General features: G+C 36.8%; 13 protein-coding genes, 1 pseudogene and 1 riboswitch. Of the genes and pseudogenes, 1 reads left to right on the top strand and 13 read right to left on the bottom strand.

Going from position 1 to position 14,906, the window contains the following annotated elements:
- Window positions 1-22: 22 nt before the first annotated feature.
- From JCM9157_RS06040 to JCM9157_RS05985, 13 genes and pseudogenes are all read right to left on the bottom strand, one after another.
- Entirely contained in the window at window positions 23-1,204 is a 1,182-nt protein-coding gene (locus tag JCM9157_RS06040) for a Ger(x)C family spore germination protein (protein ID WP_035663064.1), read from the bottom strand.
- Window positions 1,201-2,796: a spore germination protein gene (locus JCM9157_RS06035; RefSeq protein ID WP_148296816.1), complete on the bottom strand. Its 1,596-nt coding sequence runs from the start codon at window positions 2,794-2,796 to the stop codon at window positions 1,201-1,203. Before JCM9157_RS06035 ends, JCM9157_RS06040 begins: the two co-directional genes overlap by 4 nt.
- The gene (locus JCM9157_RS06030; protein WP_035663062.1) at window positions 2,793-3,926 is read right to left on the bottom strand and encodes a GerAB/ArcD/ProY family transporter; all 1,134 of its coding nucleotides are present in this window, start codon (window positions 3,924-3,926) and stop codon (window positions 2,793-2,795) included. Before JCM9157_RS06030 ends, JCM9157_RS06035 begins: the two co-directional genes overlap by 4 nt.
- Window positions 3,927-3,930: 4 nt before the next feature.
- A complete protein-coding gene (locus tag JCM9157_RS06025; protein ID WP_035663060.1) occupies window positions 3,931-4,167 on the bottom strand; it encodes a hypothetical protein in 237 nt (78 codons plus the stop codon).
- Between the two features lie 142 nt (window positions 4,168-4,309).
- The gene (locus tag JCM9157_RS06020) at window positions 4,310-5,419 is read right to left on the bottom strand and encodes a Ger(x)C family spore germination protein (RefSeq protein WP_052012974.1); all 1,110 of its coding nucleotides are present in this window, start codon (window positions 5,417-5,419) and stop codon (window positions 4,310-4,312) included.
- Entirely contained in the window at window positions 5,416-6,204 is a 789-nt protein-coding gene (locus tag JCM9157_RS06015) for a GerAB/ArcD/ProY family transporter (RefSeq protein ID WP_052012973.1), read from the bottom strand. The genes JCM9157_RS06020 and JCM9157_RS06015 overlap by 4 nt, the downstream gene beginning before the upstream one ends.
- A 23-nt stretch (window positions 6,205-6,227) precedes the next feature.
- On the bottom strand, window positions 6,228-6,530 hold the full coding sequence (locus tag JCM9157_RS25655; protein WP_052012972.1) for a GerAB/ArcD/ProY family transporter: 303 nt from the start codon (window positions 6,528-6,530) through the stop codon (window positions 6,228-6,230).
- Window positions 6,531-6,536: 6 nt separating this feature from the next.
- Window positions 6,537-8,036 (bottom strand): spore germination protein, encoded by a 1,500-nt coding sequence (locus JCM9157_RS06010; protein ID WP_052012971.1) that lies wholly within the window; start codon window positions 8,034-8,036, stop codon window positions 6,537-6,539.
- Between the two features lie 150 nt (window positions 8,037-8,186).
- Window positions 8,187-8,576 carry a gamma-glutamylcyclotransferase family protein gene (locus JCM9157_RS06005; protein ID WP_035663058.1) on the bottom strand — a complete coding sequence of 130 codons (390 nt, stop codon included), beginning with the start codon at window positions 8,574-8,576 and terminating at the stop codon, window positions 8,187-8,189.
- Window positions 8,569-9,906, bottom strand: a complete 1,338-nt coding sequence (locus JCM9157_RS06000) for a 5'-deoxyadenosine deaminase (protein ID WP_035663057.1) — start codon at window positions 9,904-9,906, stop codon at window positions 8,569-8,571. Before JCM9157_RS06000 ends, JCM9157_RS06005 begins: the two co-directional genes overlap by 8 nt.
- Window positions 9,907-9,956: 50 nt before the next feature.
- Window positions 9,957-10,057: riboswitch (purine riboswitch) on the bottom strand.
- 64 nt (window positions 10,058-10,121) lie between these two features.
- A pseudogene (locus JCM9157_RS05995) lies at window positions 10,122-11,240 on the bottom strand (DEAD/DEAH box helicase); the annotation flags it as partial.
- Window positions 11,241-11,338: 98 nt separating this feature from the next.
- The gene (locus JCM9157_RS05990) at window positions 11,339-12,733 is read right to left on the bottom strand and encodes an MATE family efflux transporter (RefSeq protein ID WP_035663056.1); all 1,395 of its coding nucleotides are present in this window, start codon (window positions 12,731-12,733) and stop codon (window positions 11,339-11,341) included.
- A 16-nt stretch (window positions 12,734-12,749) separates the two neighbouring features.
- Window positions 12,750-13,178, bottom strand: coding sequence for a MarR family winged helix-turn-helix transcriptional regulator (locus JCM9157_RS05985; protein ID WP_035663054.1), 429 nt, complete (start codon window positions 13,176-13,178; stop codon window positions 12,750-12,752).
- 181 nt (window positions 13,179-13,359) lie between these two features.
- On the opposite strand from JCM9157_RS05985, the gene JCM9157_RS05980 reads away from it, so the two are divergent.
- On the top strand, window positions 13,360-14,781 hold the full coding sequence (locus tag JCM9157_RS05980; RefSeq protein WP_035663053.1) for a hypothetical protein: 1,422 nt from the start codon (window positions 13,360-13,362) through the stop codon (window positions 14,779-14,781).
- Window positions 14,782-14,906: the final 125 nt, after the last annotated feature.

The following is a 14,906-nucleotide window of genomic DNA, read 5'->3' as shown; positions in this document are numbered from 1 at the left end:
AGGAGACTTTTGTCTTCCTTTTTTAATCTACTTGTTCAAGAAAACTCTTCGTTCTCATTCCATCTCTTCTTATATAAACACTTGCCTCTACTTCAACATCTGCATTAATAAATTCTTCGTTCCAGTCGTTTATTTGTTTAAATTTCTGATAATGTTGTTTACTCATCTTTTCGCCAAATCCAAAAATATCCACTTTAAAATCCTCTTGCACTTTTTTGATCGTTTTCCTTAATTTAGTTTCTAAATGTTCCTTTAATGCGCTTTGATAATCCTCATACGTATTAATATCATCTAACCCTCTTGCGCATTGGTTGTCATAAATTTCTCCCTCTATGACAAGCTTCACCTTGATTTTTGCTTTATTGTTTTCATATTCCGTATCAACAGTTGAATGGTTGTTAAATACTCTAACCGAGTAATAACCATTTTCACCACATGGAACAGATGTGGTAGTTGTTTCTAAGTCTTTTATCCACATTACATTTCTAGCTTCTTCAACACTTAAATAACCAATTAATTTGTCTTTTTCAAATACTGCTATGCCATCATAAACGGCAATAGCAGGCATATCTAGTTCCATATTATCATTAACCGAACTTCCCTTAGAAGGATCTCCTTCAATTGAGATAGCTGCTACCATCGGATCCCTCCCTGGTGAAGTTAAACTAAAAACAAAATCGGTTAAAGTTGTTTCAGGGAATCCTCCCCATTGATCTTTTAGAGTCTCAAACTGTCTAAAAATTTTAAATGAAGGGACTTTTTGTACGGGATAAGTTGTCGTAATAATATCTTTAGCCTTGACTCCTTTAGAGACAATAATTTGGAAGTCATTTCTGAACTGACCACTTTTTTCCAAAAACTTTAAAAATCGACTTACTCCATCTTCTCGAGCGAGCTTCTCATCAATGACTAACGTTCTTGCATGAGAGAAATTTAACTCTCTCGTTAAACCAAGATTCATTTTACTTAAAAGTTCTCCCATTGTTAAACCAGTCAAAGTAAAGGTAACCGTTGGCGCTAGCCCCTCAGATAAACTCGGATCTAATTCACTAGCATTAATCGCTTCAATTGTTAAATTAAAAAAATCGCCTTCCCCTTTTTCAATGGCCAAACCAGAAACAAGGGTTAATTCGTTAATCTCTCTTCGATCCCAACAACCTGTTAGTACTAATATAGCAAGAAGAATGAAGAAGACTTTTCTCATGAACTCTCCTCCTTCTTCTGTCTTGGCAACTGATCAGATGAAGCTTGCTTCAAGTCTTTTTGTGCATGTAAATAGTTAGGTCTTTTATTCATTAATTGAATTGGAAGTCTTACCATAACATCTTTTTGATCTTCTAAGATGATAGGACCCATCGGTGCTAAATAAGGCACACCAAATGACCGTAAATGCGTTAAGTGGGCAATGATCATTAAAAACCCTAACAAAGTCCCAAATAACCCTAACATTGCTGTTATTATTATAAGTACAAACCTTAATAGTCTTGTTGCATTAGCAAATGCATAAACTGGAGACACAAAGCCTGCCATAGCTGTTAAAGCAACCACAATGACGAGAAAATGAGAAACAACACCTGCTTCAACCGCTGCTTGTCCTATAACAAGTGCTCCAACAATCGAAACCGTTTGCCCTACTACTCTAGGCATGCGAACTCCTGCTTCGCGTAAAATCTCAAAGGTAACCTCCATGAGCAGAAGTTCAACTACGGCTGGAAATGGAACGCCTTCGCGTTGCGCTTGTATACTAACCACTAAATCCGTCGGTATCAACTGTTGATGAAAAGTAGTTAACCCAATATACATAGATGGAAGTAGCAGAGCTAAAAGAAAGGCCAGGAAACGAAGCATTCTAAGCATCGTTGCCATCATGAATCCTTGATAATAATCCTCGCTCACCTGAAAAAAATCTGTGAAAACTACAGGCGCGACAAGAGCAAAAGGACTTCCATCCACTAAAACAGCTACTTTTCCCTCAATAATATCAGCTGAAACCGCATCCGGCCGGTCAGAATGATACATCATCGGAAACGGAGTTAACACTTTATCACTAATTAATTCTTCTAGATTCCCAGAATCAATAATGGCATTCGCTTTAATTTGATTGATCCGACTCCGTACCTCGTCTACAATATCCTTACTTGCAACATTGTCTAAATAAATAATACAAACAGCCGTTTGCGTATCCTTGCCTACTTTAAATTTCTCTGTTTTTAAGTGAGAATTCTTAATTCGTCTTCTAATTAAGCTTAGGTTTGTACCTTTTGACTCCGTGAAACTTTCTTGCGGCCCCCTAATGATCGTTTGCGTTTGAGATTGCTCAATTGAACGCGCTTCTGAAGTCGATGTATGGAGAGCAATTCCTTCTGAAATACCCCCAATAAGAATAACTGAATAACCTGATAACACATGCCAAACAACATCATGTTCATACTTTACTGGATCAATATCATAACTTGAAAAGTATTCTTTCTGAAACTCTGTTAAATCTGCAGAATTGGAAATCTTATATTGTTTACTATGAGCTTTCGTTAACGTCGTTTGAACAGAATCTGAGATTTTTGACAAATCAACCATCGATTTTAAATATAAAATCAGGCCTTCTGTCTCGCCAACGTACACTCTTTCCAAATAAAAATCAAAACTATTAGCGAAGATTTGCTTGAATTGATCTTCATTTTTGCTAAGAGATTTAGAAAGAGCCTTTTTCCCTTGTTCATCAATAAAATCTTCTGGTGTCGTCTTATTATTTGTAGAATCTACTTTCATCGAAGAGATAATCTTTTTAAATACTTTCACGATTGAACCTCCTCTGGCCTTGATTTACTCACTTTTCCTTTCTTCTTTTTAATAAACAGAATCACAAATAAGACAAAAGGTATTCCAAACTGTAACGGTAAGTGTAAAATATATGGAACAATTACTAATCCTTCTTCAAAATGTTCAACAACATTATTTGAATTTATAACAGCAAAAAAAGGAATAAGTGCTGTTACTGGAATGATCAAAGATCGGTATGGAATGTTAAAAACATATTCTAACCCTTTTAATCCAGCATAGAAAAATACACTAACTTTAATGAAAATGCCGCACATTAAAATAAAAACAACTAAAATATCCACTCGCTCAAAGAAATCCATTAGTTTTATTTCTCTAGCTGCCGTCATTAAAGGGAATAAGGTGCGAATTTTCAAATCGACACCAAGTCCTGTAATTTGAATAATATTTGAATATGTGATCAATATACCAGCTAGCATGATGGCAATCGCTCCTACTTTTCCTGCGTAAGAAAAGTTCGATGTGGATGTCATAAAAACAGTAAACACAATGACTTCCCCGTAAGGAAACGTAATTAATGTAGGAAAGAGAGCTTGTAAGATTGGACCAAAACCATCTCCTAACACTGGTAATAAATGATCCATCCTTAGCTCACCACTAATAAACAGCAAAACTCCTATTAACAATAGGATGACCACAATATAGGGTGAAATAATTTCAGTAACTCTTGCTAACGTCTCAAATCCTAAATATACGGTGTACATCACAACGACCATCATTGCAATCGCAATTACTTCAAGTGGTGTAAACGGCAAAATGGTAACTTTCATCAATTCACCAAAATCCCGGATATTACGAGAAGCAATATAAAGAAAGTAAAGACAGTAACCCAGGCATAACGCCTTACCTATTATCTTTCCCATCGAAAATTCCAATATCTCATACAAATTTCTTTGACCAGCAAATGTAAGTAGCTTATGATAGCTGAAAATAATACCTACACCAATTACAGTAGCAATGATTTCCGCAATCCATATATCTTGTTTAGCTTCTTCTCCTGCTCCGACTACAACTGCTGTCCCAATTGCAAAAATAGTGATTAAAACAAACAACTGCCATAAAGAAATTTTATTGTTCCCAACCGTGTTCATAGCATCACCTGTTCGTTGATTGTTGCTTCTTAGCATCTTTCATCTTTCGATAGTCAAGATAAACTGCCGTAAATAGACCAATAATGGCCCAAGTAGAAACTATCGTTCTTCGTGTCCCTAATTCAAACGGGTAAATGACTTGAAGAGAATACAGAAAATTTCTCTCAAACACGATGGAATCAAATAAACTCATTAATAAAATCATAAGTATAAGTAAAAGGAAATAGACGAATGTAATCATTTGCTCACCACTTAGCTCTTAAAGAATCTTGTTTATAGGATTTCCTGGTAACGTAAAAATATGTAGTTTTACCAAAAGAACTTAAAAGGGTTATTGCAAATCTTTGCAATAACCCTTTTAAGTTCTTAAGCACGAAAACATTCTAACGAACAGTTCCTGTTGATACAATCCGAACTTCAACATGTGTTGTAATGTCTGCTTGTTTAAAAGCTTCAAGCCATTTTTCCTTTGTCCATCCGGGTGCATTTCTCAAGCGAAAATATTCACCAAGACCAATTGGTTCGACACCTAGTTCTTGAAATAAACTTACAGCTCTCATTACTTTGTCCTCTATATGCTTACCAGTTTCTGTTTCCACTATTATTCGATTATCGTTACTAGACAACAATCTGACCCCATCGTAATCAACGACACTTCCACGAACATATAAATAGAGAAATATTTCTGGTTTATCTAAGTCACCGTTCACTTTCGCATGAAATTTACTATCTACAAATTTCATGACAAGATGCTCTTCATCTCCCTCCGCCCCAGGAATAGTGATAGAGATATCAGGTAACTTCTTTTTTCCTCTCATAGCTTCAACGACCTTTGCTTCTTCCGGTGTAATCACGTCTACCATTTTGTCCTCTTTGAATAATGCTACTTTTGTAATCTTGATAGAATCTTCATCAACCTTTTCTAAATAAGGAGTAGATGGATCTGATACCTCATCTGTTTCCCTGTTTATAAATTGATGTAAAGTCGTAAACGGAGAAAAGGCAGTTATATTCCTAGGTGTTAAAAGTTCTGTTAAATAAATATTAATTTCAGGTTTATCTTTATAGGTTGCTGATAGAATATCCTCAGCATTTCCCTTTACTACCGCAATGAAAATATTAGAACCTATTTGGGGGTCTCTATATAAATTTTCTAATACTTTAAAGATCCCTTGTTTCCTAGCAAATTCTTCACTAAATAACAAAACTCGCAACTGGGCCGGAGTTAGTGTCTTTTCCGTTAACGTTGAAATATCCATCATCGCTTGATGGGGTAATTTAACAATGGATGAAAACTGCTGAACTTGTTCTTGAGCATCTTTAGAAGGTTGTGGCAATGTGACACTTATTTTCATTTCATTTTCATTTTCATAATCAAAGCCCATTACCCCTACCATTCCCAAATCCTCTATAACGGGATGTTCAATGTTTGGATCATTACAGCCAGTTAACATAAAGACTGCTACAATCACAGGTAAAAGGAGCAATTTCATGTAGAAACCTCCTGTTCCTTCGGTTCCTTTTTGGTCAACTTTCTTTTAATATAATTAATAACTAGTAAGAAAATAGGATAGAGTAACAACCCGTATCCATAAAAGACGCTCCACTCATCGAAAATAATAACTTGAATATCCATTGGAATCGGACCTGATACAAGTAGCCATGATAAAAATGCAACAACAGAGATATGCCATACTCTATCTTTATGCTTGTTTGTTAAAGCGTCCATCCCCTTTTTCGCAACCCATAAATAAGCAGAAGAGGTAGACAAAACGAGAAATACCCAAAGAGTGGTTCCGAAATTTTCGATTCGCTCCACAAACGTCAATTTAATTGCTTGGAAAAGATTTAAGACTGGAAACAACAAATTATCTAGTTGCCATGCAGAAAAATAGACGACTGCTGCTATTGAAACGATTAAATAAAATAAAACAGCTAACCAAATCCCAATTGATGTATGAAGAAACACCTTCTTTTGATTCTGAATGTAAGGATAATAAAACATCAATAAGCCGTAACCAAACATTGAGAGTGCTCCTTCATGTAATGCCTCAAGCCAATCAGTATAACTAACTTCAAAGGTAGGAACAGCATGAAGCCAGTTTCCCGCTTGAAGTGGCCATTGCAAAAAGATAACCATCCATCCAGTCATAAAAAACGAGAAAATGCAAAACCTGGCAACAGATTTAATTCCACCTGCAACAATACAACTCATTACAAAAAATAAGCTCACCGTTAAAGGTAACACTTGAAATCCTGGTAACACAACAGACTGCACAATTCGACTATAGCCTCTTATAATTATGCTGCGCCCATTAACCCATATAGGAATAGAACACCATTCGCCATTTTCCCTAGTAGCTTCCCTAAAATTTTTTCATTTATTTTAAATAAAGAATCATCAGGGAACTTCTTACATAGAAGCACAATTGGGATCAAAGTGATGTTTGCTAAAACGCCTAACATGATTGGAATAAGCCACTGATTATAACCTACCATGCTAATCTCATTAGATAAAGTAAATAAACCGATTCCAATAATAACGTTCTGACTTAAAAAAACAACATGGAACTTATTCAATTTCTTCAAATTACCTGTATCCATTTAAACCTACTCCTCATCTAACGGCCTTACAAGATCTTTCTTCGCTCTTGCAATACCTGCTCTTTGGATAACAAAATTACCAGGAGCTCTTAAGATTGAATTGAAAATGTCGCTCCATTTCCGTGGAATAATAGGAGCCATATAAGGAGTGCTTAACGATGTTAAATTCATCAAATGATTAAACATCCAAGCCAAAATAATCATTTGTCCAAACATTCCTAACGTTCCAGCTATAATAATGTACGTGTAGCGAATGAAACGAATGGCATTACTCATCAAATAGTTAGGTGGTATAAATGAAAGTAGAGCTGTTACAGCGACTAATACAATTAAAATATTACTAGCAAGACCTGCTTCAACAGCTGCCGTCCCGATAACAATCCCTCCAACAATACCAATGGTTTGACCAATTTTTGTCGGCATTCGAGCCCCGGCTTCTCGTAATACCTCAATGACAAGCTCAATAATTAATGCCTCAATAACCGGAGGGAACGGGACTTGCGATCTCGATTCAGCTAATAGCCTTAAAAGTTGCGGCGGTAACATTTCAGGATGAAACGTAAGCACTGACACATAGGTTGACGTTAAGAATATCGAGATAAAGAAACCTGCTAATCGTAATGAACGTAACATGGATGCAGTTGTCCAGCGGTTATAGTAATCTTCCGGTGATAAAAACATTTCTAAAAACGATGCAGGTAAAATCGCTGCTTCTGGACTTCCATTCATCATCACTATTATTTTTCCATTTAAAAGGGCATCGACCGTATTATCAGTTCTAACTGTTATCCCGAATTGAGGAAAGGGAGAAAACGGTTTATCTTCAAGCATTTGTTTTAATACGGGCATTCCAATAAAACCATGAAACTCAACATTTTCAAGCCTTCTTTGCACGCGGCTTATATTTTCTTCGTTTGCTAGGTTTTCCATATACAACATGACAACAGTGTTTTTAGTTTCTGTTCCAAGCAACATAGATTTCGACTTTAGTTGAGGGGAACGTAGCCTCTTTTTTACCATCGAAATATTGGTTTGCACACTTTCAACAAAGGCATCCTGAGGCCCCATTACGGTTGTTTCATTATCAGGTGTAGCGATAGCGCGGTCTGGTGCGCTAAAGGTGCTTATTTGAATAATCGTATCTTCAAACATAATAACCGTAAAACCACTACAAATATCATGAATCAACTTAGGTAACTCATCATTTTTTACAACTTCATAATTTTTGAAAATCTCATCTGGCTTAGCTGAGGTTGATTGATTGAGCGGGTTATAAACTAATTCATCGAGAATCGTTGTTTCCACCAATGTACCTAAATAGATAATCGTAACCATCGTGTTTGCTATTTTTATTTCTTTCATAACAAGGTCATCTATATTACTTAAGCTTTGTTTAATAGCTTTTATCGAAATAGGTTCTTTAATGCCCGGATTGGCTTTGTTATCATCATGTGGTTGCGGAGGAAATAGCTTTTTGAATTTAAACCCTTTCTTTTTCCGACTCATTAAAAAACCTCCTTTTCAAATAATCCCATAAATAAAATGTTCCCGGTAATCAATTGAAATATGTGCCAACATTTAATGAACACTCCAATAAAAGACAAAAAAAGGTTTACCTCAACTGGTCTGTATAGACTTGTTGAGGCAAACCCTCTCCTAATGTTTATTTTGAATATGCATTAGCCAATCTCCACTTTTGATTCGATTCACACACCCTGCTAATTGGTCACCTACTATATAGACAAAAGCTTCAATTGTTCGGTTTTCCGTACGAACTTCACGAACAACTCTAATATACTCATTTGAGTAATTAGCAGGAGAATATCCTTCTGACCTGTCTATATTCTCTAACTGCTCTTTGTTAATTTGGTACAGCTCACCCCACACTTTACCAGCACGACCCTCTTTTAATACAGGATAACCTAAACCAGTATCATGTAATTCACCCGGTACATAACCACTCTTTGAAAGTCGTCTAGCACCTTTTAAAAAGTGATGATTCGATCCTTCATGCCTTAGCGTCCCGTAAACAAATAGATTATACAATTGAAACCATCCTTTGTGTCATCCTTTTTATCGCTAAATTTGCCTCTGCCAAAACAATTGGTTTGTCAATCGTTTTCATGATTCTGTTCTCCATTACGATTTCACCATTAATAATGGACGTAATAACGTCTGCTCTAGTGGCAGAATAAACAATCCTAGAAACAATATCAACATCAAAAGAAGGGTAGGTGTGAAAGTCATTTAAATCTAATAGAATTAGATCAGCTTTTTTCCCTACTTCAAGTGAGCCAATTTCATGTTCCAATCCGATCGCCTTGGCTCCACCAATCGTAGCCATTTTCAATACTGTTTCTGCATTCATCGACGTTGGTCCGTGGGTAGGCTTTTGAATTAAGGCTGCAAGACGCATCTCGTTAAACATATCTAGGTTATTGTTACAAGGTGCCCCGTCTGCTCCTAAACTTACTGATATGTCATGTTCAAGTAAACTAGGTATCTCAGCTATTCCAGAGGCTAATTTCAAATTAGAGCCAGGACAGTGACTAACGTGTATTCCTTTATTTTTAATAATCCGTTTTTCTTCTTCGTTTAGCCAGACACAATGAGCTAAAATCAGTCTGTCGTTGGCGAGTCCTATATGATCTAAATATTCAATGTTTCTCATCCCAGTTTCTTCTTCAACAATTTCAATCTCACCTCGGTTTTCGGAGGCATGTGTGTGTACATTCACTCCATATGCACCGGATAAATAAGCCACTTCTTTTAACAAAGTATCCGTACAAGAAACAACGAATCTAGGAGAAAAAGCGTATTTAATTCTTCCATTATCGTAGTTATGCCATTTTTCAAGTAAATCAACACTTTCTTGGATAGATTGAGTTGTATTTTCCTGGAGGACTAATGGAACTTCATTTCCTTTATCCATCATAACTTTACCTGATAAAGCTCGAATGCCACTAGAAGCTAGTGCTTGAAAAGCAAAATCTGTATGATGGACAGTTTCCATATCAACAATCGCTGTTGTACCGCTTTGGATTAACTCTCCTATTCCTAACAAAGCCGAATAATAAAGAGAATCCTCATCATGTGCTGCCTCAAGTGGCCAGATACGCTTCTTTAACCAGTCCATAAGTTCGAGATCATCTGCTCGACCTCGAAATACGGTTTGACATAAGTGGATGTGAGTTTGAACGAAACCAGGTAAAACAACCTTGCCTTTTCCATCAATAATTTTATCAACCTCTGGAATGGTTAATTCGGGACCGATAGCCGCTATTCTATCATCTACTATATACAAATCCCCAACCAAAATATCATTGTTTTTATTCATCGTCACAATCTCAGCTTGCTTGATTAAAATTTTCGTCATCTCTGTACACCTCTTTCTAATGAATAGACAAAAAAAAGCTACGAAAAATGGGCTATTTGCACATTTTTCGTAGCCAGGAATTTACGGTTCCTAAGTAGATACCCTCAAACCATATCATTGAGGTTATACGAAAGTAGTACTTTTACAATAAGTAAAAACCAATTGTAAAACTACAACTTAGTCAGGAAACCTTCCAAATAATCTAAACAACACTATTTAACAATACGTCTTTCAAGCTGTTGATTAATCCCTTTTTCAAGCATCGCTAAGTAATTACGGTCTTTTGGAGCAACGAAGGTAAATGCTCTTCCCGTTCCACCAGCTCTGCCTGTTCGCCCAATTCGATGAATATAACTATCAAGATCCTGAGGAATATCATAATTAAAGACATGAGTCACTCCTTCAACATCTAGTCCTCTAGCAGCCACATCTGTAGCAATCAAATACTGGATTTTTGCTTCTCGAAAAGTGGCCATGACTTCTTCCCTTTTGGCCTGTGATAAATCACCGTGTAGGGCATCGACAAGATAACCTTTTTCTTTAAGTGCCTCGTGCAATTTATTCACTCGTCTCTTTGTCCGACAAAAGATGATTCCAAGAAAAGGTTGTTCACTTTTAATCACTTTTTTTAAAGCTTCTTGTTTGGAGCGGTCTGTCGTCGAAATGACGATTTGCTCTATTTCATCAAGTGTGACGTTTCTTTGTTTTACATTTACACTAATAGGAGTGTTCATATAAGTTGTCGCTAACTTGCGAATGTCCTCTGGCATTGTTGCAGAAAAGAGGACAGTCTGTCGTTCTGCTGGTGTTTCTTTAATAACCTGTTCCACTTCTTGTAAAAAGCCCATATGTAACATTTGGTCAGCCTCATCTAAAACAAGTGTTGAAACTTGATTCAACAAAATCGTTTCACGTCGTACATGGTCTAATAATCTTCCAGGAGTCGCTATCACAATATGGTTAGCTCCTTCTAGCCTTTTCAATTGCTGTAATACATCTTGTCCTCCGTAAACAGCAAGTACCTTTAATTCTGGTAATGATGTAAGTAATTTCTCAGCTTCTGAAGTAATTTGAAGAGCAAGTTCTCTTGTAGGTGCAACAATTAGTGCTTGAACAACATGTTTCTCAGGATCTATTGAGTCAATAATAGGAAGCAAAAACGCAAGCGTCTTGCCACTGCCCGTTTCTGATTCAGCGATAATATCGTTTTTTCCTAAAAGAACCGGAATCGCTTTTTCTTGAATAGTGGTCGGATGACTGAAGCCGATTTCATTTACTATTTGAGCTAAACGTGTACTGATGCCAAGTTCCTTAAAAGTGATCAATATAAACAACCTCTCTAAAAAAAATCGGTTTCATGTCTGAGACAAAAAACCGATCTTTCAGTTTATGATGCTTTATTTTACAACTTCTATTCTATTCGTTCAAATAGTCAAGATCCACTAGATGCAGGGATCGTAGCTGTTTCTTGTTCTTGTGTACCTTTCCCAAAGAAGATGGCACGATCTCGGTACAACAATGTGCTTGCTAAAAGACAGGCAAAGAAATCAGAAATAGGAAAGGCTAACCAAACTCCGTACACACCTATGAAATGTGGGAGAATTAAAACTAGTGGAATCAAAAAGATTAATTGCCTTGACAAAGAGAGAATTAAGGCTTGTTTTGGTTTGCCTAAAGCTTGATATAAACCACTTCCGACAACCTGAACCCCAACTAAGAATACAGCTGCGAACATAATTCTTAAGTATTCAACACCAGCATCGATTACAACTGGATCTGATGTAAAGATCATCATTAACCAGTGTGGTACAGTCATCACCAATCCAAAAGTTAGGAAAGACATTAAAATCGTCACTTTTAATCCAAGAATAACCGTTTCTCGTAGTCTTTCAAAATTTTTCGCGCCGTAATTATAACCAACAATCGGCTGCATACCTTGCATAATTCCCATCATCGGCATAACCGTAAACATGATAATACGTTGGATAATCCCAAACACACCAACATGCAAGTCTCCACCAAAGCGGATAAGCATCGTATTAATAGCAATCATCATAATGCTTCCTGCCGCTTGCTGAGCAAAGGCTGGCAAACCTACTGCAATAACCTCTTTTAAAATGCTCCATTTTAATTTCAAGTCTGCTACACTTAGCTTTAATGAACTTTTTCCGGTTAAGAAATATCTTAAAAGAACGATTGTAACAGAGGCTTGAGAAATAACAGTTGCAATTGCCGCCCCTTGAACTCCCATATTTAATCCAAAAATAAAGATAGGGTCTAAGATAATATTAATAACTGCTGGGATAATCATCGTCATCATCGCAAATTTTGCATTACCTTCTGAACGAACGATATTATTCGTTGCGAATGCAAAGGAAAAGAAGAAAGTTCCTAGTAAAATTGGAAACATATAACTAGAAGCATGACCAAGTATTGCTTCCGTTGCCCCAAATAACCTCAGCATTGGTTCTAGTACCGTGAATGCTGCGATAACTCCCGCTAAACTAATAATAAAAATAACTGAAATAACATTTCCGAAAACATGATTTGCATCCTGTTCACGCCTCGCACCAAGCCTTCTAGAAATCACAGACGCTCCACCAATACCCATTGCAGCCGAAACAGCCATCATAATCATCATAATCGGAAAAGCCACGGTCACCCCTGCGACTCCTTCAATACCAACCCCGTACGAAATAAAGATCGTATCTACGACATTGTATAAAGCCATAACAAACATACCAATCACAGCTGGTACAGATAAGTTTTTCAATAGCTTTGGAATCGGTTCAGTTCCTAACCTCTCACTTTGTATTTTTTGTTTCATCCTTTTTACCAACCTTCTATTTTTGATAATGAACCATCATTTTTTGTAAGCACGAAAAGAAAACTTGCTTCTCCTCTTCATTAAATAAGTTCAGTGTTTCTTCTTCTAGTTTTTCAACTTCAAGCCAAATCTTTTTTTCTAACAATTTTCCTTTTTCCGTCAATTTGATTCGTTTCGAACGTTTATCTATTAAGCTATCCTTCTTTTCAATCAACTCGTTTTTTAGCATTGATTCAATAATGCCATTCATCGTTGAAGCTTTAATATAGAGCTTCGTCTGAAGTTCAGATTGCGTCATCTCTTCATGCTCGATTAATTCATAAAAAACTTTAAATTGAGCCTGAGTGATTCCAAATTCAGATAGTTTGTCATTAAATTGATTTCGCATTAAATGAGCCACTACCCCAACTTGGTACCCTACTAGTTCTTCTATAACTCTTCTCAAAAACTTAGCCCCCTAACTAATATGTAATAATACACCTAAACTTTCTTCTAATCAACCATTTTATTTCGAATACCTAAACATATTTCCTTTCAATAACGTTCCCACTCTTACACCCTTGCCCATTGTTTTTCATATAGTATCGTAAGCCAAATTTTGAAGGCGGATGAAAGGAAGTGACAATATGATTTTAACTGCTCCACACTGGATCTATTTACTTGGTACGCTTATCATCATTTTAACGATGTTATTTAGACAAAATGTTGTTGTTCCAGCCGTGCTAATGACTTTTATTGTAGGTTGGGTATATACAGGTTCATTTTCAAGTGGGTTACAAACTATTTTCCAAGCTAGTTTAATTGCAGCTGGCGAACTGTTCAATATCTTCTTAATTATCGCCATTATGACTGCTCTTCTTCATTCACTAAAGGCACTCGGAGCTGACGAACAAATGATTACTCCGTTCCAACGTGTTATGAAAAATGGTCATATTTCGTTTTGGGTGATTGTCGGCGTAACCTATGCTATTTCCATCTTTTTCTGGCCAACACCTGCCGTTCCACTAATAGGAGCTTTATTAATCCCAGTTGCCATACGAGCCGGATTACCTCCAATTGGGGCCGCTATAGCTATTTCTTTAGCGGGTCAAGGAATGGCGTTATCTGCTGATTACATGATTAAAATCGCTCCCATGTTAAATGCTACATCTGCAGGAATTGCTGTTGATGCTGTTGCTAACCGAGCTTTAGTGTTATCACTAATTACAGGGAGCGTAGCTTTAACTTGTGCCTATTTCTCCATTCGTAAATCTATTCAGAAACCATCAAGAGATCATTTATTAAAATGGGAAAAAAGCGAGGGCATGGACCTTGAGGACGATCAAGTGGTAACGAAACATTCTAAAAAACATCGAATCTTCTTCGCTTTACTCGTTCCAATCTCTTTTCTAGTGATTGTCATCTACATGGTGCTTTCCATGTTTACAGATAACATCCCAGCCATGGAGGGCGGCGCTGGCGCCTCGCTAATAGGTGGAACAGCCGTTGTTCTTCTCGTAATTGCAACATGTTTCTATAACGTTCGAAAGTCGTTAACAAATGTAAGTGATTATCTAGTCAAAGGATTCATTTTCGCCTTTAAAGCTATGGGACCAGTCATTCCAATAGCGGGATTTTTCTTTATCGGTAGTGGAGAATTTTCCGCTAAAATTTTCGGAGGTGAATCAGACTCTGCTCCTACCTTTTTATTCGATCTCGTTCAAGCAGGTCAGCAAGTGATTCCTGAAAGTGCCTTTTTAGCTGCTTTTGGAATTCTGATCATCGGTATGATAACAGGTCTTGATGGCTCAGGTTTCTCTGGTCTTCCATTAGTAGGGGCTTTATCTGGTGCTTTAGGAGACTCTGTCGGAGTTGATGTAGCTACCTTAGCTGCTATTGGGCAAATGGGCTCTATTTGGGTTGGAGGAGGAACTTTAATCGCTTGGTCCTCACTCGTTGCTGTTGCTGGATTTGCCAAAGTTCCAGTTATGGAACTCGTTCGTAAAAGCTTTATTCCCGTTATGCTCGGGCTAGTGATCTCAACTATAGCAGCCATGCTTATCTTTTAAGTTAATTCTTAAACAGAGAAACCCGAAAGTATAATATATAAAGACCACTAAAAGAGTACGTTTACGTTTCTTGAGTCGTTCTTACTTAAGTTAATTCTATTCATTTATACTCTTGGTTTGTTCCA

It is taken from the genome of Halalkalibacter akibai JCM 9157 (assembly GCF_000513135.1).
In the GTDB taxonomy this organism is placed as follows: Bacteria; Bacillota; Bacilli; order Bacillales; family Bacillaceae_D; genus Halalkalibacter; species Halalkalibacter akibai.
Note: the sequence above shows the minus strand (reverse complement) of the source record. Positions and strands in the feature narration are given on the sequence as shown.